The following is a 25797-nucleotide window of genomic DNA, read 5'->3' as shown; positions in this document are numbered from 1 at the left end:
ACCATGCTGGTCTGGAACCTCTATTTCCTCATCAAATTGGGTTTGCACGCCGGCGGCGTGCTGGTGCTTCACCCGTGGCTCAACCTCGTGCTGTTTGGCCTGTTGGTGCTGAGCAGCCCTTTGCGCCGCAAATTGGGATGGTGGTTTGGGGCTTTGCGTGATTTGGCCTTGGTGGCCCCTGCAACAGCCTTGATGCTTCATGAATTGGGGCTTGTGGTGTCGTGGGCCCTGATTGACCAGATTCGCCAATTGTTTGGCTTTTCACCCCAGTATTTGTGGGAGTTGGCCCAGCGTTCGGTGGCACCCTGGCAGTTGTGGGTGATTACGGCCGCCTACCTGCTGGTGCGCGTGCTGAACCGTTATCTGCGCATCAGTACTTGGGTGTTCTTTGGTGTGTTGGGGGTTTCGCTGGTACAAGGCGTCAATGCACAACGCGAGCAGGTGCAGGCATTTTTGGCCAAGGGTCGGCAGGAGCAGCCCCTGGCCACTGGCCGGGAGAATGACTCACCCGCCGAGCTGCTGGCCTTGGGGCGTCGTGATTATGAAGCCTTGAATGCCCTTCGGGAGCGTAACCTTGGCGCCACGGCAGATGCCCAGGGCAATACACCCGACGGGGTGTTGAAGTCGTTTTTTGAGGCACAGCAACACCTGGCCGCGCAGGCTTTGCACAGCTTGCCCAGCACCCCCGGTTTTGATGTGCTGATTCTGCAGGTTTGCTCCATGTCGTGGGCTGATTTGCAGGTTGCCCGCCAAACCCAGCACCCGTTGTTGAGGGGGGCTGACTTTGTGTTTGACCATTTCAATTCAGCCACCAGTTATTCCGGCCCAGCGGCCATACGCCTGTTGCGCGGGCGTTGCGGGCAGGGCAATCACAAATCGCTGTACAGCCCCGCGCATGAGGGTTGCCAACTGTTCGGCCAGTTGCAGCAAGCAGGCTATGCCGTTGAAATGGGCATGAACCACAACGGCACTTTTGACAACTTCCGACAGTTGGTCAAAGGCAACCTTGGGGCCACAGTGCCAGACCCTCTAAGCCACACGGCCGTGCCTGCCGGCGTGCAGGCTTTTGATGGCAGCGCCGTGGGGCGCGACGGTGACTACCTGCGCACCTGGTGGAGCCGCAGACTCAGCAGCAACAAACCTGCCGTGGCTTTGTACTACAACACCATCACCCTGCACGACGGCAATGTGCTGCCCGGTAGCCGGCAGGACAGCCTGAGCACCTACCCCCTGCGTGTAGAACGCCTGTTGACCGACATTCAAAGCCTGATTGCCGACATCCGCAAAAGTGGACGGCGCGCCCTGGTGTTGGTGGTGCCTGAGCATGGGGCGGGTTTGTCGGGCGAGTTTGGTCAACTGGTGGGCCTGCGGGAGCTGCCCACACCGGGCATTACCCGAGTGCCGGTGATTGGCTACTGGGTTTCGCCCACCGCGCGTGCAGCGGGCGAGCCACGGTCACCAGTGAACATCAAACAGCCCAGCAGTTACCTCGCCTTGTCGGAATTGCTGGGGCGCGTGCTTCAAGCCGATGCCCAAAAGCAGGCGGACCCGGCCTGGCCAGTGTTGCTCAACGATTTGCCGGCGACCCGTCATGTGGCGCAGCAGGGCAATATCACAGTGATGGAATACAGGGATTCGTTTTGGCTGAAAGCGCCGGGCACCGACTGGCGGGTATTGGGGCCTGCCGAACGTGCCGCATTGCCTGACAAACCTGTGGCGGAGGCCCCATGAGTACAGACCGCCCCAACACCCAAGGGCCAGTGGACTGGTCGATTGAGGACCCGCCTCAGTTGTTCATGCCGCCGGTGGATTTGGCGCATGACATTTACGCCCTTTCGTCCCAGTTTGAAGGGTTTGATCACGCTGTGTATCAGGACATTCAGCAGGACCAGGCTGTATACGACTCGTTTCAGCGCTGGCCCTACCTGTTCAGCCATGCTTTGGCTGGTGGCGAGTAAGGTGTTACCGCCGTAGCCTCCTCTGGCCCACTTAAGCCGCCTTTTTGCGACTGGGTTTTTTGGGGGTGGCGTTGGCGGGCACTGCGATGCCCGCTGCGCGTTCCAGCTCGGTCAGCCCATCTTCCAGGTACTGCAACAGGCGTTGCATGGAGGGCATGGTGCGCCTGCAGGCAATCAGGCCGAATTCCAGTTTGCCGTCGTAGCTGTTCAGCGTGATGTTCAGGGCGTGGCCATCCAATACGATGGACACCGGGTACACCCCGTCCACCTTCGCGCCGTTGAAATAGAGCGTGTGCTTGGGCCCCGGTACATTGGAAATCACAATGTTGAAGGCCTGCAGCCTGGGGGCCAGACCCGTCAACAGGTTCAAGCCGCTGATGCCCATCATGGTGGCCACATAATTCATGATTTCTGTCTGGCTCATGTTGGCGAACCGTTCCTTGGAGTGGTTCACCGAGCGGGCAATCTTTTCGACACGCTCAACCGGGTCTTCCGTGTCGGTGCCCAGGTTGGCCAACAGCAGGGCAACATGGTTGCCTGTGGCGGAGTCGTCTTTGCGCAGCGACACCGGCACCATCGCCACCAGCGGGCGTGCAGGCAGGGCCTTCAAGTCCAGCAGGTAGGCCCGCAGGGCTGAACCGCACATGGCCAGCACCACGTCGTTCAGGGTCACACTCAGGCCTTCGGCACAAGCCTTGATGCGGTCCATCGACCAGCTTTGTGCCGCAAAACGCCGCGAGGCTGTGATTCGCCGGTTCAACACACTGCGAGGCGCCTGAATCACTGACACAAAATCAGGGTCAGCTACGCTGGTTTGCCACAAGGAGCGGCCCACTTCCCTGAGCACTTTGGGCAGGCTCGTCAATTGGGATTTGGCCCCTTCCAGCACGTTACGCACAGTGGTCAGCAACTGGTCAGAGGATTCTGATCGGCGCTGTGGTCGCAGCGTGGGGTTCGCCCAGAATGGCGGCAGGTCAGTGACATCGGGGCTGGTGGCCATGGACCGCTGCAACAGCTTCATGCTGGCCACACCGTCCACCAGTGCGTGGTGCACCTTCATGTAGATGGCCACGCGGCCATCTTCCAGCCCGTCAATCACATAGCATTCCCACAAGGGTTTGGCCCGGTCCATCAAATTGGCGTGCAGTTTCGACACCAACTCCAGCAACTCGCGGATACGCCCCGGTTTGGGCAGCGACAGGTGCACGAAATGCGCTTCCAGATCGAATTCCTCATCAGGCACCCAGAACCACATGCCCAGCTTGCCAGTCAGCCTCTGATTGAATGGCGCAACAGGGCGGTCGAATTGCCGCATGTGCTGAACCACCTGACTCACAAAGGTGGCACTGGCTTGCCCTCCGGGCGGTTGCAGCAGAATCATTCCACCCACATGCATGGGTTGGTTGCGACGCTCCAGCCACAGAAACAGCTGGTCATTGGGTGTGAGTGCTTTCATCGTGTTGTCTCCGTTCTTCTCGTTGTGGTTTTAACGGGTTTAACCGCGAATCTGTCGGGGGGCGTATGGCATGTTGGCCTGCTCCGCTTTGCTGTTGCGGGCCACTGAAATACGCTGGTTTTTGAAACCCATCAACCGGCGCTGCCAGCGGCGTTCCTGCGTCAGGTGCGCGCCTTGGTCGATGCCCCAGATGTGTTGCAACATGAACTTGCTGGCCGCCACCGAGTCGGGCGAGCGGGTGAGGATTTCCCGCAGCAATTCATCGGCGTGGGCTTGTGGGTTCTCGGACACATGCGTGACCAAGCCCAAAGCCAAGGCATCGGTGCCTTTGAGCATGCGGCCCGTCATGGTCAGTTCTTTGGCTTTGTCCAGCGGCAGCAATTCACGCAACAAGGCGCCACCACCCATGTCGGGCACCAGCCCCCATTTGGCTTCCAGAATGGACAGTGTTGAGTCAGGGGTACAAATACGAATGTCTGCGCCCAACGCCAATTGCAGACCTGCACCAAAACAATTGCCATGCACCACCGCAATCACCGGCACACCCAAGTCGCGCCAGCCGGTGCTCCAGCTTTGGAAGATGTTGCGCATGGGCAACCACAGGTTGGCGTACATCACCGCCGCTGTTTTTGGGCTGGACAGCACAGACTTGAAGTCGAGCCCCGCGCAAAAAGAAGGGCCTTCCCCTTTAATCAGAACGGCACGCAGCCCCTTTTCCCGCGCCAGCTTTTTCTGCACCTCGCGCATCTCTTTCAGCATCTGCCAGTCCACACCATTGTGTTGTTTGGGCCGGTTCAAGGCCACAGTCGCCACGGTGTGGTCTGCGTTAAAATTCAGGGTGATTCTGTCCATGTTGCCCTCGTGTTTTCTTGTTTGCTGTAGGCTTGCAGCCGTGGCTGGCATGCCGCCCTGTTTTTTACACATCTTAACCGAAGCCTTCCCTGTGCAGCGTGCAGCGCAAGGTCATCGGCCACCCAGTTGTCAATCATGAAACGAAGATCCCGTCGCACGTTCATCAGCCCCGCCAACCTGGGCAAACTGGCTGCGTTGCTGCTGGCTTTGGCTGGGGTGTACCTCAGCCCTTACGGCCCCAACAGTGGCGCCAATGACAACAACCCGGACACCCCCAAGGGCCGTGTGTACTCCGCCACCGTGGTTCGGGTGGCTGATGGTGACACCATCACCGTGCTTGCCGATGGCGCCCAGCACAAGGTACGCCTGTTTGCCGTGGATGCCCCTGAACTCAAGCAGGCCCACGGCCTGGCTGCGCAAGGGTGGTTGCAAGACCAACTGCTCAACGACACCGTGAAAATTGCCGTGGTGGACCGCGACCGATATGGCCGCGAGGTGGCCAAGGTTCTGCGCCCCGGGCAACCCTGCGAACAAGCGGTGTGTGCAGACGATGTGGACATTAACCTGAGCTTGGTTCAAGCGGGCCATGCGTGGTGGTATCGAGAATTCGCCAAGAAGCAAAGTGCGCAGGACAAAGCCTTGTACCGGCAGGCCGAAGAACACGCACAGACCGCGCGCTCTGGCTTGTGGGCACGCCCCGACCCCCAAGCGCCTTGGGCGTGGCGTGCTGAGCGCCGCAAAGAACAGAACAACCCAGACACCCCATGAGTGAGCACACCATGACTGAAGCAAGTCCTCGCCCCGTGTTGTACACCACTGAAGTGCCTTTGCGCTGGGGGGACATGGACCAACTGGGCCATGTCAACAACACCGTCTACTTTCGCCTGTTTGAGCAGGCCCGCACCGAGTGGCTGGGCAGTTACCCTCAAACCCCCGAGGACAACAACCCGGCGTATGTGGTCATCATTCACACCGAGTGCAGTTTCCTGAAAGAACTCAAGGCCCCGGGCACGGTGGAGGTTCGCATTCTGGCGGGGGATCGGGGCCGCAGCAGCCTCGTGCAGCATTATGAATTGCGCCGCACCGATGACCCCCAAACCCTGGTGTCCACGGGCAGTGCCAAGTTGGTCTGGGTCAGCCCGGACACTGGCCGCTCAACCCCGATTCCCGCACGTTTTCTGGAAAACCTGCCTGGCAACTGAACAATTGTTTGAGGGTAAACCCATTAATTACAAGGGTTTACCCTAGTCATTCAATATTACAAACTAGAGTGGCTTTTCAAATTTGTGTATTGTCACCTGACTTCTTTATTGTTACATTGAGTACTGTCACTGTTGTATGTGACACCAATAACAACAGAAGTGTAGGAGTCAATCATGAAGAACATTGTTCCTGTCCGCCGTGACGTCAAGATCAATCTGCCCGAAGAGCATGTCAGCAACTGGCATGAGCGCGGTGCACACGTCACCCACTTTCTGAACGCCCTGTCCTTGCTGTTCCCTGCGGGTGAGCGCATGTTCATGGACGCTGTTCGTGCCTACCGCGATGACATCACCGACCCTGAGCTGAAAAAAGCCGTGGTGGCGTTCATTGGCCAAGAAGCCATGCACAGCCGCGAGCATGTTGAGTACAACGAAATGCTGGACCGTGCTGGTTTGCCCGCCTCCCAACTGGACAAGTTCCTGTGGCGCATGCTGGCGGGTGTGAAAAAGCGCCTTGGCCGCAAAATGACCCTGTGCGTCACCATTGCGCTGGAACACTACACCGCGCTGATGGGCGACCAGTTGCTGCGCAACCCCAAGGTGCTGGGCGAAAAGTCCGTACAAGCCTACAAAGACATGTGGACTTGGCACGCTTATGAAGAAACCGAGCACAAAGCTGTGGCTTACGATGTGTGGAACCACGTCATGCCCGACACAGCCACCAACCGCTTCCTGCGCCGCGCTGCCATGGTGTTGACCACCGTCGTCTTCTGGCCTGTGGTGGCGTACTTCCACGCACGCTTGGTGTTTGCAGACAAAACCATCAAAGGCGGCCACCTCAAAGGCTTTGCCACCTGCGCATGGATGCTGTGGGGCAAGGAAGTCGGCGTGTTGCGCAAGCCCCTGCTCAGCGGCGAGTTCACCGATTATTTCCGCAAGGACTTCCACCCCTGGATGCACGACAACAGCGAATACCTGAACCACATTGATGCGTTTGTGCAGAAAATTGAAGGCGCTGGCCGCCAGCCCAACACCGAGCTGCAGAGCGCCATCCGCGCCCGCATGAATGGTCAGTTGAAAGCCTCCGCTGCATAAGCCGGTTTCAACAACCCCGGCTTTCCACTTCTGTCGAGGTTGCCCATGCTGGTTTGGGCACCTTCCCTACGGCCTGTTTGCCTCAGCATTCAGGCCGTTTTTTCATCCGGCCTTTTGCGTGTAGTAGCGGGTCTGGGTGTACCATTTCATGCCGTGGCTGAACCCCACCTTGGCAATGGCCGCCAGGGGCAGGGCCAGAAACACGCCCACCAGCCCAAACAGGGCGCCAAAGAAGGCCAGTGCGAAAATCACCGAGAAGGCCGACAGGCCGATTTTGTCGCCCACCACCATGGGTGTGAGTACAAAACCTTCCAGCAACTGCCCGCTGACAAACACCACAAGCACCCAGAAAATCGGCCACAGGCCTTGAAGCTCCAGCGCGGAAGTGAGCACGGCCACAATCATGGCCAAGGTCAGCCCAAGGTAGGGCACCACACTGAGCAGACCCGCCAGAATGCCGATGGCCCAACCGCTTTGCAGCCCTGCGATAGACAGTCCAATGGAGTAGTAGGTGCTCAGGAAGGCGATCACAATCACCATGCCCTTGATGTACTCCATCAGCACACTGTCAATCTCCAGGGCGATGGGTTGCATGCGTTTTAACAGGTGGGGCGGCACAATGTCCTTGGCCGAGGTGGACAGGCTCAACCAGCCGGGCAGGATGAACAGCGTGGCCATCACCATCAGGGATACAAAACCAGTTAGGTCCAACACCGAGGCCGAGCCCAGCCGAAGAATGGACGTGCCCAGGTCGGCCAGCCAGGCCCGGTTGTCCTTCAGCAGCAGCGCCACGCGGTTTTTGAACTCCAAGCTGTCCACTGCGACAGTCACGCCAAACGTGTCCTTCAGCCACGGCAACACGGTGGTTTTGATGTTGGTCAGCAATTGGGGCAGGTTGTTTTCAATCAGCTCAAGCTGGGTGTTCACCACCGGGATGAACAACAGCCCAAAACTGCCCAGTACAGTCAACAACAGCAGGAAGGTCAGTACCGCACACAGCCCCAAAGGCACTTTGCCCCGCAGCAGCTTGTACACCCATCGGCTCGGGCCGGCCATGAGGTAAGCCAGCACAAAAGCCGCCACAAAAGGCGCCAGCACACTCCACAGGCTCATCACCAGCGCCAGCGCCAGTGCAACGGTCAACAACAAGGCCCAGTTCTCCAGGTAGAACTGTTTCATCACAGCGGACAATCGGATGCGTGACATTTTTTTAGGCAACTTCTCTAAAACAAGTCGGTTCGGCCACGTTACCATCCTTTTCATTCCAAAAAATCACAACACGCCGAGGACGACAAGCATGACCATCGAACTGCGAGACACACTGCGCCTGCCTTGCGGGGCCACCCTACCCAACCGCCTGGCCAAAGCCGCCATGAGCGAAGCCCTGGGGACGATGGACGCCCGAGTCACCCCCAAGCTGGTCAAGGTCTATGAACGCTGGGCACAAGGTGGCATTGGCCTGTCCATCACCGGGAACGTGATGATCGACCGCCGCGCCCTTGCTGAGCCGGGCAATGTGGTGATTGAAGACGAACGCGACCATGAGTTGCTCACCGCTTGGGCCCGTGCGGGCCAGTCGGGGGGCGGGCAGGTCTGGGTGCAGATCAACCACCCTGGCAAGCAAACCCCCAAGGGCTTGAACAAAGAAACCGTGTCACCCTCGGCCGTGCCGTTCCGCAAAGACTTGCAAATGATGTTTGGTACCCCGCGCGAACTGCGTGAGGACGAAATTCTCGACATCATCCGCCGCTGGGGCGAAGCCGCCCGCATCTGCAAAAAGGCCGGGTTCAATGGCGTGCAGATCCACGGTGCCCATGGCTACTTGGTGGGCCAGTTCCTAAGCCCTCACACCAACCAGCGCACCGACGCGTGGGGTGGCTCTCCTGAGAACCGTCGCCGCTTTGTGCTGGCCGTGTACGATGAAGTGCGCCGCCAGGTGGGCCCCGACTTCCCGGTCGGCATCAAGCTGAACTCGGCTGATTTCCAGCGCGGCGGCTTCACTGAAGAAGAATCACTGGCGGTGATTGCTGAGTTGTCGGCCCGCGGTGTGGACCTGATTGAAGTGTCGGGCGGCACCTATGAAGCCCCCGCGATGACTGGGGCCACAGGCCCGAAAAAGGACAGCACCGTGGCCCGTGAAGCCTACTTCATCGACTTCACCGAGAAGGTTCGTCAAGTGTGCTCAACGCCACTGATGTTGACGGGTGGTTTCCGCACCCCCTCCGGTATGAAAGCCGCCCTGAACAGCGGTGCGGTGGATGTGGTGGGCCTGGCCCGTTCCATCGCTGTTGAACCCGAGTTGCCCAAACGCCTCATTGATGGCAAGGCCCCGCTGTTTCCCATCAAACCCCTGATCACCGGCATCCAGCGCATCGACTCCTCCGGCTTGCTGGAAGTGCAGTGGTACACCCGTCAAATTCAACGCATGGGCAAAGGCAAAGCGCCAGTGCCCAACGAGCATCCGCTCAAGGCTTTGCTGGTTTACTTGTTGGCCAGCCCAATCCAGTTGTTCAGGGCCCGTCGCGTTCGCGCGTCCTGAGGGACAAAGCCCAGCCAAGTGCCTTCTGCGCGTGAGACAATCCAACGGAGACTTTCACTCGCAGGAAGGTGGCCCTTTGCAGGCGGCTGACACCGACAACATCACCTTGACGCTGGAACATTGGGCGCGTCACTGCCCGCAGGGCACCGCGCTGGTCAGTCGTGGCCAGTCCATCAGCTATGCCGTACTGGATGCGTGGGTGTGGCGCGTGTGCGCGCGGTTTCAGCAATGCGGGGTCAAGCCGGGCCAACTTGTGGCCTACACCTTCACCAGTGAATTGCTGCTGTTGTTGGCCATGTTGGCCACGGCCCGCATTGGGGCCACTGCGTTTTGTATTCCCAAGTCCCGCACGGCCCACCAAAAACAGGCGTGGTTGAACCAACTTCAAGCCAGGCACTTTTTGTCGGATCGGGCAGAAGACTCTTCAGTGCCCCCCGGTGTTGCTTTTTCAACCCTCAGTTTCACTGACCTTCAACACAAACCGCAAAGCCATCAGGGCTTGCTCGACCCTCAGCCCACAGCGCCGATGCTGATTGCATTGTCCTCTGGGTCCACAGGTCAGCCCAAGCGCATCCCGGTACACCACGCGGTGATGAAAGGGCGGGCCCAAGTATTTGCCCAGCACCCCAGCTATGGGCGTGAGCAAACCCTGTGCTGTGTCACCAGTCTTGAATTCTCCAGCATTCAAACCTATGCGCTGTGTACGCTTTTGAACCAGGGCCGCTATGTGTTGGACGGCGCGGAGTTGCCGTTCGCCCACTATGGCCGCTGGGGCCCCATGCACCTGCGCATGTCGGTCCTGCATTTGCATCAATTGTTGGACATCGCGGATACCGAGGTGGTCAATGGCGTGAAACATCTGGCCCACTTGTCCACCGGCAGTGCGCCCGTGTCGATGGCGCTTCGACACCAAGTGCGCGACCGCTTGGGCGTGAACCTGCATGTCACCTATGGCACCAATGAATGCCTGTTGATTTCAGCCGCTTTGCCGCCTCACGTTCACACCACGGCGGGAACGGTGGGCCTGCCTGCCCATGGCGTGCAGCTTGAAGTGGTGGACGACGCCTTGAACCCGCTGCCTGCCGGTCAAAAGGGGCAGGTGCGTGTCAAAAGCCCGGCCTTGGTGCGGGGCATCGTGCAGCCCACTGAACCCGGTGCACCGCATGCTTCAGTGTACCGCCATGGCCTGCATGACGGTTGGTTTTACCCCGGCGATTTCGCCCAACTCAACCCGGATGGCCAACTCATACACCTGGGACGAACAGACCACCTCATGATTCGCAACGGCATCAACATCGAGCCCGCCGAGATTGAACTGGCCATGCTCGACTGTCCCGGTGTGGCGGCCGTGCAGGCCTTGCCCCTGCCCCATGAGCGCTTTGGCGATCAACCCGTCTGTGTGGTCGAGCCACAGTATGGGAAACTGGTTGATTTGCCCAAACTTGAGGCGTTTGCCCAAGAACGCCTCGGGTACAAAGCCCCTGTGCAATTTCGTATTCATCCCATTGTTCGAACTGCGCAGGGCAAAGTCGATTTCAAAGCCTTGAGGGCTTTGTTTGCCAACCCGGATGGGCCCAATTCATGAGTGTGTTCAATCTGCTGTCCATTCAGGTCAACTTCAAATTCACCGCTCCACAAACCGTTCAGCTCAATCAGCTGGATGAGTGGCTCAATGGGGTGCTGCAAACCCCGCCTGTATCGGCCAATACCCCCGCAACCCGCCCCCAGAAGGAGCCCTCCGACACGCAGGTTGGCCTGATGGAGGCCATTCAGCGCCTGACCACGGGCGTGCTGCAGTGGGCGTACTTTCCGGTGTTTGACTTGCCCGCTTTGGCCACGGTGCAGGCGGGCGAGTCTGGTGTGGTCACCGCATCGCTTCAGTTTCCGTACAGGGGTGCTTGGCCGTCCGCCGTGTATGAGCAGGCCACCAGCCTTGCGGTGAAATATCTGTTGTGGATGAACCAAAACCCGGTGAACGACGCCAACAAAGCGGCCTTGTTTGCAGACATCGAGCGGTCGGTGTTGAATGCGTTTCGGGCCCAGTCGGGGTCTGGAAAATCCACCCTGCCAGTGCTTCGCGCGGCCCATGCCATGGGCATCCCCTACCGGTGCTTGGGGGCTGGGGTGTACCAGCTCGGTTTGGGCAGCCAGGCCCGTCGCTTGGACCGCAGCGTGTGTGACGGCGATTCAGCCATCGGTGCCAAGCTCAGCCAAAACAAGGCGGTTACCGCCAACTTGCTGCGCATGGCGGGCTTGCCTGCGCCCAATCACCGCGTGGTGGGCAAGGCTCAGGACTTGCCGGCGGTGGCTCAACAACTGGGCTTTCCCTTGGTCGTCAAACCGTCCGACTTGGACCGGGGCGAGGGTGTGGTGGTTGATATTGTCGATGAGGCAGCATTGGCTGCAGCCTTTGAACAGGCCGTGAAACTGTCGCCATCCAAACAGGCCATCGTAGAACAACAGGTGCAGGGCACCTGTCACCGCCTGTTCATGTTCAACGGGGCCTTGTTGTATGCGGTGAAACGCAGGCCCATGGGCGTGTTCGGTGATGGTGTCAACACTGTGGCCCAATTGGTCGGCCTTGCACTGGCTGAACAAGCGCAACTTCCACCGTGGGCGCGCAGTGAACTGAAGCCCTTGGATGAAGCGGCCCATGCGGAGCTGGTGCGGCAGAATCTGACTGCTGAAAGCATTCCAGTTCAGGCTCAGTTCGTGAGCCTAAGGCGAATTGAATCCACCCGCGATGGCGGTGTGGATGAAGACGTGTCTGCGCAAATACACCCGGACAATCTCGACATTGCCTGCCGTGCAGCCCGGTTGTTTGGCTTGGTTGTGGCAGGTATTGACATCATCACCGAGGACATCAGCAAACCCTGGCACCACACCGGCGCCATCATCAACGAAGTGAATTTCGCGCCGCTGCTGGGCGGTGGCGACATTTCCCGCGCCAACCTGTCCCGTTTTTTGACTGCCTTGCTGCCCAACAAGGGGCTAATTCCCATCGAACGTTTTGCGCAGGACAACTTCGCAGGGGCCCAGGCCCGGCACCTTGAATTGTTGGGCACCGGAGCGCGCAGTGTGCTGCTCAGTAGCGACTGCTGTACCGCCGCTGATGGTGTCAACCGCGTTCTCACGCAGCGCGACCTGGCCTCGCGTTTGTGGGCAGTGACGATGGATGCAACAGTGGATGCGGTGGTGGTTGTGGGGTGAGGCAACAGGCCGGACCCACACTAAACTCACCCTGAAAGGCTGGCGCTATGCTTCTGGCAGTCAGATCAAGCTACAGAGGCTAAATTGTCCAAAGTTCACTGCGAGTTTAAGCTGAATGGTCAAAGGCTTAGTACCCTGATCGTTCGTTGGGGTGAGCAGGTGCTCAGCGTGCCCGCATTTTCTGGCACAGGCGGGCATTTGAACAAACGCGAATCAATGTGTTCTACAGGCGCTGGACCGATTCCTATCGGACGTTACTTGATTGTTGATCGACAAGCAGGCGGGAAATTGGGGTGGTTATACGATTATCTTGGGGACAAATCAGATTGGTTTTCTTTGTTTGCTCTGGATGATCAGATTGACGATTCCATGATTTGCGCAGGCCTTCAACGTGGACAGTTCAGGCTGCATCCTGCAATTGGGCAGGGTATCAGCCGGGGCTGTGTAACGCTACCCAATATTGCTGATTTCAGAACGGTGCGAAGACTTTTGCAAAGCGCCGGAACTTCTGAGTTCCCGGGCACTGCCCTGAAAGCCTATGGTGTTTTGGTGGTGTCATGAAACCAGCTATCGGAAACTACGCCGCCAAAGTTTTAAAGCTGGGTTTGTTTCTGCTCCTGTGGATTTGCTTATGCAAGTACTGGTTCCTGCTATCTCCAAACAGCCCGTTGCGGTGGATCCCCGAGTCATGGACTTTGTGGTTTTATGATCTGCTGGGCGTGAGTTGTTGTGAGGAGGCTGCGGACGCTGACATCATTATGGCCCTGCTACTCAGCGCCCCACTGGCGTGGGTCAGTGTATGGTTTTTCTGGCGTTTGGTTTCTTGGCTACGCAAACCAGCGTAACCGCTGAACTGCCTTGAATGTCACTGTCAACAGTACGGCGGATAGCCCCCAAGCCGCAATAAACGTAAGTATCAGCTCAATGTCCGAGGCGGCTCCGGGGTTCTGGCCGCCTAAAGCGTTGTTGAGCCAGGCCCATACTCGTTCGGAATGAATGCAGCCCAGCCACCAATGGCACACCAATGCAGCTAGAGGCAGGCTCATCAACGTAGCCAGCAATTCCCGTGTGTTTATCATCGACAAATTCTGGCGGCTTTCCAATGATTACCGCACGCGCTTGCGCCGCAGTGAGTGGTTTTGGCAATTATCAAGTTTTATCCGTAGAAAGATAAATTATCCAAAACCAGATAATTCAAGATAATTGGTGTTGTAGCCTCTGATCACAGCCGATCATTCCACCGTCACACTCTTGGCCAAATTTCTTGGCTTGTCCACATCCGTACCCTTCACCAAAGCCACGTGGTAGCTCAACAGTTGCAAGGGCAGCACATGCAGAATGGGCGACAGGTGCCCGGCGTGGTCGATCAGTTTGATCACATGCACGCCGTCGCTGGCCTCAATGGCGGTGTCGCGGTCCGCAAAAATATACAACTCGCCGCCGCGCGCCCGCACTTCCTGCAGGTTCGATTTCAGCTTTTCAATCAGCGTGTCCTTGGGCGCTACAGCCACCACGGGCATGTCGGCATCCACCAGCGCCAGCGGGCCGTGTTTCAGCTCGCCAGCAGCGTAGGCCTCGGCGTGAATGTAGCTGATCTCCTTCAGCTTCAGTGCACCTTCAAGCGCGATGGGGTAATGCACGCCGCGCCCCAAAAACAGCGCATGCCGCTTGTCTGCAAAGTGGCTGGCCCAGGCTTGAATGGCGGGCTCCAGCGCAAGAATATTCTGCATGGCCGAGGGCAGGTGCCGCAGTTGCGCCAGCAGGGCTTTTTCCTGCACTTCGTCCAGTTGCCCGCGCAGCTTGGCCATCACCAGGGTGAAGGTGAACAGTGCGGCCAACTGAGTGGTGAAGGCTTTGGTGGAGGCCACGCCAATTTCAGGGCCCGCACGCGTGAGAAATTTCAGGTTGCTCGCGCGAATCAGGGCTGATTCAGGCACGTTGCAGATGGACAGGGCATGTTCAATACCCATGCTCTTTGCATGCTCCAGCGCGGCCAGTGTGTCCGCAGTTTCGCCGGATTGGGAAATCGTAATCACCAGGGTGTTGGGCAGCACCACGCTTTTGCGGTAACGGAACTCGCTGGCAATTTCCACGTTGGTGGGTACACCGGCAATCGATTCCAGCCAGTAACGGGCCACTGCGCCAGCGTGGTAGCTGGTGCCGCAGGCAATGATCAACACCTGAGCAATGCCGGGCAGCACGGCTGGGGCCTGCGCACCAAACAGCTCGGGCTTCACTGCCTGTGCGTTGCTGACCATTTCCAGCGTGGCGGCAATGGCGCCGGGCTGCTCGTAAATCTCTTTCTGCATGTAGTGGGCGTAGGGGCCAAGCTCCACCGCGTCGGCCGACAACTGGCTTTCAATCACTGCGCGTTCTGTGGCTTGCCCTTGCGCGTTGAACACCTGCACTTGATCGTGCGTGAGCAACACCACATCGCCTTCATCCAGATAGCTGATCATCTTGGTGTAAGCCACCAAGGCTGACGCGTCCGAGGCCAGAAAGTTTTCGCCCTGGCCATGCCCTACCAGTAGCGGCGCGCCTTTTTTGGACGCCACAATTTGCCCCGGGGCTTGATTGCACACCACGCCAATGGCAAATGCACCATGCAGGGCTTGCACCGTGGCTTGAACCGCTTGCAACAGGCTGCCGCCCTTGCGCAGGTTTTTGTGGGTGAGGTGGGCAATCACTTCCGTGTCGGTGTCGGAGTGAAACACATAGCCTTCGGCGGTCAGTACTGCACGAATTTCTTCATGGTTTTCAATGATGCCGTTGTGCACCACACTCACTGTGATGCCCTGCCCATCGCTGACATGTGGGTGTGCATTGCGTTCACTGGGCACACCGTGCGTGGCCCAGCGGGTGTGTGCGATGCCGACGCGGGCTTGCAGGGTTTGTGTGGTGGCTTCCAGTTCTGCCACGCGGCCCACGCTGCGGGCCCGTTCAATGCGGGCATCGTGGTCGGCTTGAATGGCCAGCCCTGCGGAATCGTAGCCGCGGTATTCCAGCTTTTTCAGGCCATCAATGAGGACTGGCACACAATTGGTTTTGGACAATGCACCGACGATGCCGCACATGGCTTATTCCTTGTTCTTGGGGGTTTTGACGGGGCGTTTCCAGCCCTCGATGGTCAATTGTTTGGCGCGCGACACAGTCAGCGCACCTTCGGGTGCGTCCTTGGTCAGTGTGGTGCCCGCGCCCAGAGTGGCGCCACGTTTCACGGTGACTGGGGCCACCAGTTGGGTGTCCGAGCCGATGAACACATCGTCTTCAATCACGGTCAGGTGTTTGTTGGCGCCATCGTAGTTACAAGTGATGGTGCCCGCGCCCACGTTCACACGCTCGCCAATGCGGGCATCGCCGATGTAGGCCAAGTGGTTGGCCTTGGAGGCTTTGGCAATGCTGGCATTTTTGACTTCCACAAAGTTGCCGATGTGCACTTCATCGGCCAGCTTTGCGCCAGGCCGCAGGCGTGCATACGGTCCAATGATGGCCTGTGCGCCCACCTCGGCTTGCACCAAATGGGAATAGGCGTCCACGCGGGTGCCTGCGCCAACCGTGCATTGGTTGATGACGCAGTAAGGGCCAATCTGCACGCCATCGCCCAAGGTGACTTCGCCTTCAAACACGCAGCCTACGTCGATGGACACATCCTGCCCGCAGCGCAGGTTCCCGCGAATGTCAATGCGTGCCGGGTCGGCCAGTTGCACACCGTTGCTCATTAGTTGCATGGCCAAATGCTGTTGCCACACCCGTTCCAGTTCTGCCTGTTGTTGTCGTGAATTCACACCGGTGACTTCCCAATCGTACCCAGGCTGGCAGGTGGCAATGGCTACGCCCTCGCCGTGGGCCATGCTGATGATGTCGGTCAGGTAGTACTCGCCCTGTGCGTTGTTGTTGCGCAGGGCGTTCACCCAGCGGGTCAGGCTGGCTGTGGGGCAGGCCAGAATGCCCGTGTTCACTTCACGAATACCCAGTTGGTCGGCTGTGGCGTCCTTCTGTTCCACAATGCCGGTCACCTGGCCTTGCGCATCACGCACAATGCGGCCATAGCCGTGGGGGTTGTCCATGCTCAGGGTCATCAAGCCCACTTGGCCTGAACGCGCCGCCTCGATCATCGGGCTCAGCGAGTGAGCCTGAATCAGCGGCACATCGCCATACAGAATCAGCGTGATGTCACCTGCCTCAAGCTGAGGTGCTGCACATTGAACGGCATGGCCTGTACCCAGTTGTTCGGCCTGAAGCGCGAACACAACGCCTGGGCCCTGCAGGTGAGTCTTCACCGCTTCAGCCCCGTGGCCGACCACCACCACCACTTGCCCGGCACCCAGAGTTTGGGCGGTGTTGACCACCCGCCCCACCATGGACTGTCCGCCCACCGGGTGCAGCACCTTGGGCAGTGCCGATTTCATGCGGGTGCCCTTGCCTGCGGCCAGGATCAGTACATTCATCATTCTTTATTCAGCTCGACAGGTTGGGCCGCACAGGCAGGCCATTAAAAGAACAGGGCCAGCACGCCGGTGTACCCGTACAGCGCGCCCTTGAAAATTTCCCCGTTGGCCGAGAAGCCCACCAGCGGGATGTCACCCAACTGCTCACGCACAATCTGCTGCTCCACACCCTGAAGGCCAAACAGGGCTGAACCCCGGCCATTGCAGGCAATGTAGACCGCACCCCGTGGCCTGCGTTGGGCCAGAATGCCGGAAAACCCGGCTGCCTGAAGTTCGTTGATGCGGGGCGCAGGCGCGTCCAGTTCATCACGCAGTTCTGCGCACATGCGGGTCAGGTCCACACGGGCGGAGTTCTCATCGCGCGTGCAGAAGGACAAGCGGTCGCCCAGCGCAAATTCATCGCCAATGGCCAGGCTTTTGCGTTGAGGGTCCATGCCCACCACCGGGCGAACCCGCAACTGGTGGTTGTCCAGTTTGCCGCCCGCAAACCCTTTGCGCACGATGGATTCGGCCTGCGCCTTGTCGGTCAAGCCGACAAATAAACCGTGTGAAAAACGCCGCGCCAACAGCTCGGTGGCCTGCGTGGCCAGTTCGTCCTCGGACTGGTCAGCGTCCACGCCCAGGTCGGCCATCAGCACGTTCAGCGCCGGCTGCCCATCCAGTTCTTCCACAAAGTTGCCGCGCAAGCCGGTAATTTCATGCTCACTGCCCACGGTTTGTACGCCTTGAGTCATGCGCACTTCAATGGGCACGTGTTCTGCAAACATCAGGCCGGAAACACCCCCTGCCAAGGGTTCCAGGGCCAGGTGGCTTTGGGGGTTGGCAGCACCCACCAGTCCACCAAAAATCTGACCCGAACTCATTTTCAGGCCAAGGTCTTCGAGCAGGTCGTCGATGTCTTCAGACAGCGGGTCCACATGCACCAGCGCTGAATGCATGACTGAACGCCCGCCACCATTGACGGTGCCCGGTTTGGGCAAGGGCAGCTTGCCGGAGAACACACGCACTGAATCAGCGGGAAACTCCATCAGCATCACCGCCACGGCGGGTTCCTGGTAATACTCCACCCCGCTGCTGCACACGCCAACTGCCACGCCGCCCACCCATTGAGTGACACCCGTGCGTTGGCGCAGGGTGGCCAGCAGCGCAGGCAAATCGTTGGCGAAGGGGTCGGTGGCGTACACCAGCCCAATGCGTTGCGGGCGCGAAGGGTCGGATGCAAACTGCTCCAGTTGCAACTGCCCTTCCAACTGGGCCAACACCAGTTCCAGCGCCTCGCGCCAGTTGGGGTGTGTGGCATGACCAAAACGGAACATCATGTGCGGCTACGGGTCCTGCTGGTCGTCGGTTTTTTGGGGGTGCTGCGCTTGCTGTCTGCACCGGCTTTGGTCGATGTTTTTCGCGCGCTGCTTTTCGCTGGGGCGGACTTGCCCGTCGGGGCGCTGTCACCCGCCTCGCCGGGCAGGCCTGAGCCTGACAAGGCTGCATGGGCCACTTTGTTGAATTGGTCCTGCAACAGCCCCCACCATGCGGTTGCATTGGAGAGTAATTGGCTGGATTCAGCAGAGTCTTTGGCTGATGGTTTTTCCGGGGCCGGTTCTGGCTCTGGTTCAGGCGCCTTGACCTCCACCGGCTTCACCCGCGGGATGGGCGGCACCATGCTCGCAGCGCTTGTGGCCGCACTGGTCGCCGCTTGCATGGCGTTGCGAATGATTTCTTCATTCACCGCCATGTTCACATCGCTTTGGCGGTCGCCCAGGCCCAGGTTGGACCCGAATGATTTAATGGTGGCAATGGTGCCTCGTTGTACTTCCAGGCCCTGAATAGTGGCGCGCAGCATGCTGAGGTTCACGTTCAGCCACTGCTCGACCGCTTTCAGGTCGGAGATGCGTTTGTCCAGCTCGTCCAGGTCTGTGGTGGGGCTCATCACACTGGGGATGGGGAGGCTTCCCCAGATTTTTTTCACAAAATCAAACCCGTCGGTGACCGACAGGTTGGGAATGCGTTTGCTGGACATGTCTCCCCCTTGTGGTGGTGTGTTCAGTGGCTCTTGATCATGGTGCCCACACCCTGCTCGGTCAGCAGTTCAAGCAACAGGCAGTGGGGTACTCGTCCGTCCACAATGTGAACTGAGTTTACGCCACTTTTTGCAGCTTCCAGTGCCCCGGCAATTTTTGGCAGCATGCCGCCGGAAATGGTCCCGTCAGCAAACAGCTCGTCGATGCGTTTGGCCGTCAGCCCGGTCAGCAACTTGCCTGCCTTGTCCAGCACGCCGGGGGTGTTGGTCATCATCACCAGCTTTTCTGCTTTCAGCACTTCGGCAATTTTGCCCGCCACCAAGTCGGCGTTGATGTTGTAGGCCATGCCGTCTTCGCCAAATCCGATCGGGGAAATCACGGGAATGAACGCGTCGTCTTGCAGGGCTTTGACAATTGCAGGGTCGATCGAGGCGATTTCACCCACGTAACCAATGTCATGGAATTTGCTGGGGTCGTCGCGGTCGGCCAGCTTCATCTGGCGGGCGCGAATCAAGCCGCCATCCTTGCCCGTCAGGCCCACGGCCTTGCCGCCACACTGGTTGATCATCATGACGATGTCTTGCTGCACCTGGCCACCAAGCACCCATTCCACCACTTCCATGGTTTCAGCGTCCGTGATGCGCATGCCTTGAACAAATGAGCCCTGTTTGCCAACCCGCTTGAGGGCTTCGTCGATTTGCGGGCCACCACCGTGAACCACCACGGGGTTAATCCCCACCAGTTTGAGCAAGGCCACATCACGCGCAAAGGATTTTTGCAGGGACTCATCCGTCATGGCATTGCCACCGTATTTCACCACCACGGTCTTGCCGTGGAAGCGACGAATGTAGGGCAAAGCCTCAGACAGAACCTGGGCAGTGATGTCGGGGGTAATCGGTTGAGTGCTCATGGGGCGATCGGCAGGCTGAGGGTGAACAACAAGGCCCGTGAGTGGTCACACAAGGGCCTTGAACCTGCTGACATTTTAGCGAATTGGGCCGGGTGTTTTGCCCTGCCCAATCCAGAGCCCGCATTAAAGAATGAATTGGGCCAGATCTTCCGACTTGGCCGCTTCACCAAGGCGGCTGTCCACAAAGGCGGCGTCAATCACCACCGTGGTGCCCTGGCCTTCGGCTTCAAAAGCCACTTCCTCCAACAGGCGTTCCATCACGGTGTACAGGCGGCGCGCGCCGATGTTCTCGGTTTTCTCATTCACGCTGAAGGCGATTTCGGCCATGCGGTGCACGCCATCCTCTCGAAACTCCAGCGTGATGCCGTCGGTGGCCAACAGGGCTTTGTATTGCTCGGTCAGGCATGCGTCTGTGCTGGTGAGAATCCGCTTGAAATCCTCCACCGTCAGTGATTCCAGTTCTACGCGGATCGGGAATCGGCCCTGAAGCTCAGGAATCAGGTCAGAGGGGCGGGACAGGTGAAACGCACCGCTGGCGACAAACAGCACATGGTCGGTTTTCACCATGCCGTACTTGGTGTTCACGGTGGTGCCCTCCACCAGGGGCAGCAGGTCGCGTTGAACCCCCTGGCGGGACACATCGGCGCTGCGCCCGTCGGACTTGGCCGCAATTTTGTCGATCTCGTCCAGGAAAACGATGCCGTCCTGCTCCACCCGGGCGATGGCACGCGCACGCACGTCTTCTTCATTCACGCGTTTGGCAGCCTCTTCTTCTTCAATCACTCGAAGGGCTTCAGCCACTTTCATTTTGCGGGCTTTTTTTCGCCCACCCATCACGCCGGAAAACATCGACTGCAATTGGCCGGTGAGCTCTTCCATACCCGGTGGCCCCACCACATCGAGATTCGGCGCGGCTTGGGCCACTTCAATCTCGATTTCCTTGTCGTCCAGTTCCCCGTTGAACAGCTTTTCACGGAAGCGAATACGGGTGCGGTTGTTGTCATCGCTGTTGGCGCTGGACTCAGTGAAGCCGAAATCCCGTGCCGGGGGAAGCAGGGCATCAAGCACTCGGTCAAACGCGGCATCCTTGGCCTGCACACCCACGCTTTTTTGGGCTTCTTCGCGGGTTTGTTTCAGGGCGATTTCCACCAGGTCACGAATGATGGTGTCTACATCGCGGCCCACATAACCAACCTCGGTGAATTTCGTCGCCTCAATCTTGATGAAGGGCGCGTTGGCCAGGCGTGCCAAGCGGCGTGCAATTTCAGTTTTGCCCACGCCTGTAGGGCCAATCATCAGAATGTTCTTGGGGGTGATTTCCTGCCGCAGGGGGGCTGCCACCTGCATGCGGCGCCAGCGGTTGCGCAGGGCCACAGCCACGGCACGTTTGGCTGCTTGCTGCCCCACGATGTGTTTGTCGAGTTCTTCGACAATGTGTTTGGGGGTCAGGGTGCTCATGGTGTACTTCCTTGTGGCGCGCCCAGCACTTCAATGGTGTGGCTTTGATTGGTGTAAATGCACAGGTCGCCTGCAATGGTCAGCGCTTTTTTCACGATGACATCGGGCGGCAAGTCGGTGTTCTCAAGCAGGGCTTTGGCGGCGGAATGCGCATACGAGCCGCCGCTGCCAATGGCCACCAAGCCTTGTTCAGGCTCCAGCACATCGCCATTGCCCGTGATGATCAGTGAGTGCTCTTCATCGGCCACAGCCAGCATGGCTTCAAGCCTGCGCAGCATGCGGTCGGTGCGCCACTCCTTGGCCAGTTCCACGGCGGCGCGCAGCAGGTGGCCGGAGTGTTTTTCAAGCTGGGCTTCGAAGTGTTCGAAGAGGGTGAACGCATCGGCTGTGCCGCCTGCAAACCCGGCCAGAATTTTGTTGTGGTGCAAGCGGCGCACCTTTCGGGCCGAGCCCTTGACCACGATGTGGCCCAGGGTCACCTGACCGTCGCCGCCCAAGGCGACATGGCGCCCCCGGCGAACGGACAGGATGGTTGTTCCGTGATATTGCTCCATGCCTTTCCTTGTCGTGTGGTGGCGTTGCGGTCTTGGGCACTCTGCGGTGCCCGTTCTGACCGACATGGGGGCGGTCAAGGCAAAATCAAGTCTTGCTTGACCAGCGGTTTGATCTGCGTGGTGACCGCCAGTTGCGTTGCGGCCGACTGGGCTTGTTCCAGCGACGTAAATGGGCCCACCAACACGCGGTGCAGGCCCGATTCAGACAGAATCTGCCCGCGCTGGCCGTAGGCCCCAATCTGCGGGTTGATTTGGTTCAGCAGGTTGTCCGCCGAGCTTTTGCTGCCGAATGCACCCATTTGCAAGTACACCGACCCACTTGGGGCTGCGGTGGTGGCGGGGGCTGCGGGGTAAGCAATGGAGGGCAACGCCACTGTCTGCACCGGGGCCGTGTTGATGGCGGGCTGTGCTTGCGCTGACGTGGCTCGGTCCTTTCGATTCAAGGCTGCGACCGGGTCTTGCCCAGCCTGTTTGGCGGCTTGGTAGGCAGCAATCATGTCCGGGGTGAGCTTTTCCACAATCACATCAGCGCTGCCGTGGTTGATGTAGTCCAGCTTGTAGGCGGCCGCATAGCTCAGGTCGATGACCCGGTTACGCATGAATGGGCCCCGGTCATTGACCCGGACGATCACCGATTTGCCGTTGTACAGATTGGTGACCTTGGCGTAGCTGGGCAGCGGCAGCGTGGGGTGGGCCGCTGTCATCTGGTGCATGTCGTAAATCTCGCCAGTGGCTGTTTTGGCTCCATGGAATTTGCGCCCGTACCAACTGGCCCGGCCTTGCTGTTTGTAGGGCTCTTCCAGGGTTTTCTGGGGGTAGAAAGTTTGGCCCAAGGCCTGGTAGGGGCGGGTTTTATTGGCTTGGATGGGCTCAAGCTGGGGTTCAGCCGATTGCATCTCATCCAAATTGGCGGGCCGGATGTCGCCGGGCCCATCATCCATGTAATAGCCGCCACCTTGGGGCGCAGCCTCCCAGCCGGGCGGCGGGGGTGTACCCACCACAGGCGGTGGCGCAGGCCTGGCCGCAGCGGTGGAGGCTGGTTTGTTCACCTTGGGGGCTTCGGCTTTTCGCACCGGCGCGCTAGAACAGGCCGCCAAGGCCAGGCAGGCCAAGCCAATCGCCCAGTGGCGAAGCGCGCTGTTGCTCACGTTCAGCCCTGGCGTGCCCGCTTGATCAGCAGGTCGGCGGTTCGCAAAGCATTTTCTTCGGACCCTGCAATAGACGCCGAGGTCATGAACTTGCCGTCAATGCCCAGCGTGGGCACGCCTTCTGGCCCATAGGCCTCCAGCAACGCCACTGCTTTGGCACATTTGGTGTTCACGGCAAACGACTTGTAGGCGTTCGCGAATTCTTCCCGATTAATACCAATGGATTCCGCAAAATCGAAGATTTGCGCATCGTTGGCCAGCACCTTTTTGTCCTTGTGCATGGCCTCGAATACCTTGGTGTGGGCTGCGGGCATTTTTCCGAGGGCTTCCAGGGTGTAGTACAGCTTCTGGTGGCCCTCGAAGTTGACCCGGTTGCTGGGCCATTTCACGGGCACTTTCACAAAATTCACGTCGGAAGGCAGTGCTTTGACCCAGGCGTTCAACGCCGGCTCAAAGTGGTAGCAATGCGGGCAGCCGTACCAGAAGAATTCAACCACATCAATTTTGCCGGGGGCACTGCGGGGCGTGTCTTTCTTGGCTTTGCGAAATGCAGCGGCGTCTTGTGCCTGCGCCAGTGGAAGGCCTGTCAATGCCAGGGTGCCGATTGCGGCTGCGCCTTGCAGAATGTCACGACGCTTCATGTGTTTACTCCTTCACGACGGTGGCGTCAAAGCCACCCTTGGTCAACGGCACGCGGGCCTGATAAGCCTGGTTTGCTGAAGTAAACGGGCCAACCCTCACTCGGTTGACGACATTGCCGTTCACTTCACCCACGAAAATCTCGGATTCGGTGCCTACAAAAGCCAGTTTCGCCCGGAGTTGCTCGGCATCTTCCCGGTTCCGAAAACTGCCCATCTGCAGAAAATACTGGGTTTGAGGGATGGGTTGTGTATTTGGTTCCGCAGCGCCGGGGCGGCCAGCCACAGCCGCTTTATCGGGGTCAGTGGTGACCACGGAGTCTGAATTCGCACCCGCCTTGTTGTAGATCGGGCTGTTGGGGTCGGGCACACCTTTGCCGGGGCCCGGCGACACCTTGGCTTCGTCGGCCTGTGTTTTTGCGCCTGAAAACGGCAGTTCGGTTTTGGTCACAAACAGTGCCACGCCCAGAGCGATCAGCAAACCGAAGACCATGCCAAAGACAAATGCAGGCAAGGTCGAGCCCCGGCTGGAGCGTGCCGACTGCTTCGGTGCGGCTTTGGGGGCGGGTTTGCGGGGTTTGCTGGTGGCCATGAAATTGAGGGCGAGTCCGGATGAATAGGCACCAATTATGCCGCAAGCCCCTTGGCTGTGGCGGGCATGGATTAAACTTCGAGGCTGTTCCCCCAATCAAACTACCGTGCAGGTGCCCTGTGGGTCTGGATTATCTCAAACGCATACTCACCGCGAAGGTCTACGACGTGGCCATTGAAACCCCGTTGGACCATGCGCATGCCCTGTCCTTGCGAACAGGCAACCGGGTCTTGCTCAAGCGGGAAGACATGCAGTCCGTGTTCAGCTTCAAGCTGCGTGGCGCTTACAACAAAATGGCGCACCTCACGCCCTTGCAGTTGGAAAAGGGCGTGATCGCCGCATCGGCGGGCAACCACGCGCAAGGGGTGGCGGTGTCTGCGGCCCGCATGAAATGCACGGCCACCATTGTGATGCCCGTCACCACCCCGGCCTTGAAGATTGATGCGGTGAAGCGTTTCGGGGGGGATTGGGTAAAAGTGGTGTTGCATGGCGACAGCTACAGCGATGCCGCTGCCCACGCGTTTGAGCTGGCCAAACACCATGGCCTGACATTCGTTCACCCTTTCGACGACCCAGATGTAATTGCCGGCCAAGGCACGGTGGGCATGGAAATTCTGCGGCAGCACCAAGCCCCCATCCACGCCATTTTCATCGCGATTGGCGGTGGCGGCCTGGCCGCAGGGGTGGCCACCTATGTGAAGCAACTTCGGCCTGACATCAAAATCATTGGCGTGCAAACCGTGGATTCTGACGCCATGGCCCAAAGCCTTGAGCAGCAGCAGCGGGTGACCCTGCCAGAAGTGGGCCTGTTTTCAGACGGCACCGCGGTCAAACTGGTGGGTGAAGAAACCTACCGCCTTTGTGCCCAGTACCTTGATGGCGTGGTTCGTGTGACCACCGACGAAGCCTGTGCGGCCATCAAAGACGTGTTTCAGGACACCCGCAGCATTCTTGAACCCGCAGGTGCGCTGGCCGTGGCTGGGTTGAAACAGTACGCCGCGCAGCATGGGCTGGAAAACCAGACCTTGGTCGCCATTTCCTGTGGTGCCAACATGAACTTTGACCGCTTGCGTTTTGTAGCCGAGCGGGCCGAGGTGGGCGAACAGCGCGAGGCGGTGTTCGCAGTGACCTTGCCCGAAGAGCGCGGCAGTTTCCGTCGCTTCTGCGCCCTGTTGGGGCCCCACAATGTCACCGAGTTCAATTACCGCATGGCCGACTCTAGCGTGGCCAACATCTTCGTGGGTGTGCAGGTCTCCAGCCGTGGGCAAGCCGACGAGTTGGCCAGCCGTTTTGGCGAAAGCGGCTTTGAATCCCTGAACCTGACTGACGACGAGTTGGCCAAACTGCATTTGCGCCACATGGTGGGCGGCCGCTCTCAGGTGGCCGAGCATGAGCTGCTCTACCGCTTTGAATTTCCGGAGCGGCCTGGTGCGCTGACCAAATTCCTCAATTCCCTGAACCCGGGCTGGAACATCAGCCTGTTCCATTACCGCAACCATGGGGCGGATTACGGCCGCATTCTGGTGGGCATTCAGGTGCCACCCGAGGACCGTGCAGAGTTCGACGATTTCTTGACCTCACTCGGCTACCCCGTGGTGAATGAAACCGACAACCCGGCGTATCGCTTGTTTCTTCGGTAGTCGGAGGTGGTGCTATGCAGGCAATCTGCAAGGGCTTCCTAAAACTCCCAACCGATACGCGGGCCTGTACAGTGAACAG

General features: G+C 59.0%; 23 protein-coding genes. 10 read left to right on the top strand and 13 right to left on the bottom strand.

Features of this window, described 5'->3' with window-relative positions; translation table 11 throughout:
• The first annotated feature begins 3 nt into the window (after positions 1–3).
• Positions 4–1731, top strand: coding sequence for a cellulose biosynthesis protein BcsG (gene bcsG, locus ACK4FF_RS00810; protein ID WP_409703506.1), 1728 nt, complete (start codon positions 4–6; stop codon positions 1729–1731).
• Positions 1728–1958 (top strand): BcsR/BcsP family cellulose biosynthesis protein, encoded by a 231-nt coding sequence (bcsR, locus tag ACK4FF_RS00805; RefSeq protein ID WP_409703503.1) that lies wholly within the window; start codon positions 1728–1730, stop codon positions 1956–1958. Before bcsG ends, bcsR begins: the two co-directional genes overlap by 4 nt.
• Positions 1959–1989: 31 nt before the next feature.
• Here the strand turns inward: bcsR and ACK4FF_RS00800 are convergent, their stop codons facing one another.
• Together ACK4FF_RS00800 and ACK4FF_RS00795 are read right to left on the bottom strand one after the other, a co-directional pair.
• Positions 1990–3414 carry a WS/DGAT/MGAT family O-acyltransferase gene (locus tag ACK4FF_RS00800; protein WP_409703501.1) on the bottom strand — a complete coding sequence of 475 codons (1425 nt, stop codon included), beginning with the start codon at positions 3412–3414 and terminating at the stop codon, positions 1990–1992.
• Between the two features lie 39 nt (positions 3415–3453).
• Positions 3454–4266, bottom strand: coding sequence for a crotonase/enoyl-CoA hydratase family protein (locus ACK4FF_RS00795; protein WP_409703498.1), 813 nt, complete (start codon positions 4264–4266; stop codon positions 3454–3456).
• 135 nt (positions 4267–4401) lie between these two features.
• On the opposite strand from ACK4FF_RS00795, the gene ACK4FF_RS00790 reads away from it, so the two are divergent.
• The 3 genes from ACK4FF_RS00790 to ACK4FF_RS00780 all read left to right on the top strand — a co-directional run bounded on the left by ACK4FF_RS00790 (position 4402) and on the right by ACK4FF_RS00780 (position 6563).
• Positions 4402–5034 (top strand): thermonuclease family protein, encoded by a 633-nt coding sequence (locus ACK4FF_RS00790; protein WP_409703495.1) that lies wholly within the window; start codon positions 4402–4404, stop codon positions 5032–5034.
• Positions 5035–5045: 11 nt separating this feature from the next.
• Positions 5046–5468, top strand: coding sequence for an acyl-CoA thioesterase (locus ACK4FF_RS00785; RefSeq protein ID WP_409703492.1), 423 nt, complete (start codon positions 5046–5048; stop codon positions 5466–5468).
• Between the two features lie 174 nt (positions 5469–5642).
• Complete coding sequence (locus ACK4FF_RS00780) at positions 5643–6563, top strand: metal-dependent hydrolase (RefSeq protein WP_409703489.1); 921 nt, start codon at positions 5643–5645, stop codon at positions 6561–6563.
• Positions 6564–6665: 102 nt separating this feature from the next.
• Here the strand turns inward: ACK4FF_RS00780 and ACK4FF_RS00775 are convergent, their stop codons facing one another.
• Positions 6666–7769 (bottom strand): AI-2E family transporter, encoded by a 1104-nt coding sequence (locus ACK4FF_RS00775; protein WP_409703486.1) that lies wholly within the window; start codon positions 7767–7769, stop codon positions 6666–6668.
• A gap of 91 nt (positions 7770–7860) precedes the next feature.
• Between ACK4FF_RS00775 and ACK4FF_RS00770 the strand changes: the two genes are divergently transcribed.
• From ACK4FF_RS00770 to ACK4FF_RS00755, 4 genes are all read left to right on the top strand, one after another.
• Complete coding sequence (locus ACK4FF_RS00770) at positions 7861–9102, top strand: NADH:flavin oxidoreductase/NADH oxidase family protein (RefSeq protein ID WP_409703483.1); 1242 nt, start codon at positions 7861–7863, stop codon at positions 9100–9102.
• 31 nt (positions 9103–9133) lie between these two features.
• Positions 9134–10687, top strand: coding sequence for a class I adenylate-forming enzyme family protein (locus tag ACK4FF_RS00765; protein ID WP_409703481.1), 1554 nt, complete (start codon positions 9134–9136; stop codon positions 10685–10687).
• Entirely contained in the window at positions 10684–12312 is a 1629-nt protein-coding gene (locus tag ACK4FF_RS00760) for a hypothetical protein (protein ID WP_409703478.1), read from the top strand. The genes ACK4FF_RS00765 and ACK4FF_RS00760 overlap by 4 nt, the downstream gene beginning before the upstream one ends.
• Before the next feature lie 84 nt (positions 12313–12396).
• A complete protein-coding gene (locus ACK4FF_RS00755) occupies positions 12397–12873 on the top strand; it encodes a DUF2778 domain-containing protein (RefSeq protein WP_409703475.1) in 477 nt (158 codons plus the stop codon).
• A gap of 671 nt (positions 12874–13544) precedes the next feature.
• Here ACK4FF_RS00755 and glmS read toward each other — a convergent pair.
• The 10 genes from glmS to ACK4FF_RS00705 form a co-directional block, all read right to left on the bottom strand.
• Positions 13545–15386 carry a glutamine--fructose-6-phosphate transaminase (isomerizing) gene (gene glmS, locus ACK4FF_RS00750; RefSeq protein ID WP_409703473.1) on the bottom strand — a complete coding sequence of 614 codons (1842 nt, stop codon included), beginning with the start codon at positions 15384–15386 and terminating at the stop codon, positions 13545–13547.
• A 3-nt stretch (positions 15387–15389) separates the two neighbouring features.
• Positions 15390–16760, bottom strand: a complete 1371-nt coding sequence (gene glmU / locus ACK4FF_RS00745) for a bifunctional UDP-N-acetylglucosamine diphosphorylase/glucosamine-1-phosphate N-acetyltransferase GlmU (protein WP_409704815.1) — start codon at positions 16758–16760, stop codon at positions 15390–15392.
• Between the two features lie 44 nt (positions 16761–16804).
• On the bottom strand, positions 16805–18079 hold the full coding sequence (locus tag ACK4FF_RS00740) for an FIST N-terminal domain-containing protein (protein WP_409703470.1): 1275 nt from the start codon (positions 18077–18079) through the stop codon (positions 16805–16807).
• On the bottom strand, positions 18076–18777 hold the full coding sequence (locus ACK4FF_RS00735) for a PhaM family polyhydroxyalkanoate granule multifunctional regulatory protein (RefSeq protein ID WP_409703467.1): 702 nt from the start codon (positions 18775–18777) through the stop codon (positions 18076–18078). The genes ACK4FF_RS00740 and ACK4FF_RS00735 overlap by 4 nt, the downstream gene beginning before the upstream one ends.
• A 23-nt stretch (positions 18778–18800) precedes the next feature.
• Positions 18801–19688 (bottom strand): acetylglutamate kinase, encoded by an 888-nt coding sequence (gene argB, locus ACK4FF_RS00730; protein WP_409703464.1) that lies wholly within the window; start codon positions 19686–19688, stop codon positions 18801–18803.
• Positions 19689–19811: 123 nt separating this feature from the next.
• Positions 19812–21146 (bottom strand): ATP-dependent protease ATPase subunit HslU, encoded by a 1335-nt coding sequence (gene hslU, locus ACK4FF_RS00725; protein WP_409703461.1) that lies wholly within the window; start codon positions 21144–21146, stop codon positions 19812–19814.
• A complete protein-coding gene (hslV, locus tag ACK4FF_RS00720; RefSeq protein WP_409703458.1) occupies positions 21143–21700 on the bottom strand; it encodes an ATP-dependent protease subunit HslV in 558 nt (185 codons plus the stop codon). Before hslV ends, hslU begins: the two co-directional genes overlap by 4 nt.
• Before the next feature lie 74 nt (positions 21701–21774).
• Positions 21775–22848 (bottom strand): septal ring lytic transglycosylase RlpA family protein, encoded by a 1074-nt coding sequence (locus ACK4FF_RS00715; protein WP_409703454.1) that lies wholly within the window; start codon positions 22846–22848, stop codon positions 21775–21777.
• A gap of 2 nt (positions 22849–22850) precedes the next feature.
• Positions 22851–23489, bottom strand: coding sequence for a thiol:disulfide interchange protein DsbA/DsbL (locus tag ACK4FF_RS00710; protein ID WP_409703451.1), 639 nt, complete (start codon positions 23487–23489; stop codon positions 22851–22853).
• Positions 23490–23493: 4 nt separating this feature from the next.
• Positions 23494–24078 carry an SPOR domain-containing protein gene (locus tag ACK4FF_RS00705; RefSeq protein ID WP_409703448.1) on the bottom strand — a complete coding sequence of 195 codons (585 nt, stop codon included), beginning with the start codon at positions 24076–24078 and terminating at the stop codon, positions 23494–23496.
• A 119-nt stretch (positions 24079–24197) separates the two neighbouring features.
• Between ACK4FF_RS00705 and ilvA the strand changes: the two genes are divergently transcribed.
• Positions 24198–25718 carry a threonine ammonia-lyase, biosynthetic gene (gene ilvA / locus ACK4FF_RS00700; RefSeq protein ID WP_409703445.1) on the top strand — a complete coding sequence of 507 codons (1521 nt, stop codon included), beginning with the start codon at positions 24198–24200 and terminating at the stop codon, positions 25716–25718.
• The last annotated feature ends 79 nt before the right edge of the window (positions 25719–25797 follow it).

Source organism: Limnobacter sp. (assembly GCF_046297615.1).
Classification (GTDB): domain Bacteria; phylum Pseudomonadota; class Gammaproteobacteria; order Burkholderiales; family Burkholderiaceae_B; genus Limnobacter.
Note: the sequence above shows the minus strand (reverse complement) of the source record. Positions and strands in the feature narration are given on the sequence as shown.

Excerpts from the sequence above, each read along its gene's own strand:
- bcsG (WP_409703506.1), top strand. The coding sequence starts at position 4 with ATGCTGGTCTGGAACCTCTATTTCCTCATCAAATTGGGTTTGCACGCC.
- bcsR (WP_409703503.1), top strand. The coding sequence starts at position 1,728 with ATGAGTACAGACCGCCCCAACACCCAAGGGCCAGTGGACTGGTCGATT.
- ACK4FF_RS00800 (WP_409703501.1), bottom strand. The coding sequence starts at position 3,414 with ATGAAAGCACTCACACCCAATGACCAGCTGTTTCTGTGGCTGGAGCGT.
- ACK4FF_RS00795 (WP_409703498.1), bottom strand. The coding sequence starts at position 4,266 with ATGGACAGAATCACCCTGAATTTTAACGCAGACCACACCGTGGCGACT.
- ACK4FF_RS00790 (WP_409703495.1), top strand. The coding sequence starts at position 4,402 with ATGAAACGAAGATCCCGTCGCACGTTCATCAGCCCCGCCAACCTGGGC.
- ACK4FF_RS00785 (WP_409703492.1), top strand. The coding sequence starts at position 5,046 with ATGACTGAAGCAAGTCCTCGCCCCGTGTTGTACACCACTGAAGTGCCT.
- ACK4FF_RS00780 (WP_409703489.1), top strand. The coding sequence starts at position 5,643 with ATGAAGAACATTGTTCCTGTCCGCCGTGACGTCAAGATCAATCTGCCC.
- ACK4FF_RS00775 (WP_409703486.1), bottom strand. The coding sequence starts at position 7,769 with ATGTCACGCATCCGATTGTCCGCTGTGATGAAACAGTTCTACCTGGAG.
- ACK4FF_RS00770 (WP_409703483.1), top strand. The coding sequence starts at position 7,861 with ATGACCATCGAACTGCGAGACACACTGCGCCTGCCTTGCGGGGCCACC.
- ACK4FF_RS00760 (WP_409703478.1), top strand. The coding sequence starts at position 10,684 with ATGAGTGTGTTCAATCTGCTGTCCATTCAGGTCAACTTCAAATTCACC.
- glmS (WP_409703473.1), bottom strand. The coding sequence starts at position 15,386 with ATGTGCGGCATCGTCGGTGCATTGTCCAAAACCAATTGTGTGCCAGTC.
- glmU (WP_409704815.1), bottom strand. The coding sequence starts at position 16,760 with ATGAATGTACTGATCCTGGCCGCAGGCAAGGGCACCCGCATGAAATCG.
- ACK4FF_RS00740 (WP_409703470.1), bottom strand. The coding sequence starts at position 18,079 with ATGATGTTCCGTTTTGGTCATGCCACACACCCCAACTGGCGCGAGGCG.
- ACK4FF_RS00735 (WP_409703467.1), bottom strand. The coding sequence starts at position 18,777 with ATGTCCAGCAAACGCATTCCCAACCTGTCGGTCACCGACGGGTTTGAT.
- argB (WP_409703464.1), bottom strand. The coding sequence starts at position 19,688 with ATGAGCACTCAACCGATTACCCCCGACATCACTGCCCAGGTTCTGTCT.
- hslU (WP_409703461.1), bottom strand. The coding sequence starts at position 21,146 with ATGAGCACCCTGACCCCCAAACACATTGTCGAAGAACTCGACAAACAC.
- hslV (WP_409703458.1), bottom strand. The coding sequence starts at position 21,700 with ATGGAGCAATATCACGGAACAACCATCCTGTCCGTTCGCCGGGGGCGC.
- ACK4FF_RS00710 (WP_409703451.1), bottom strand. The coding sequence starts at position 23,489 with ATGAAGCGTCGTGACATTCTGCAAGGCGCAGCCGCAATCGGCACCCTG.
- ACK4FF_RS00705 (WP_409703448.1), bottom strand. The coding sequence starts at position 24,078 with ATGGCCACCAGCAAACCCCGCAAACCCGCCCCCAAAGCCGCACCGAAG.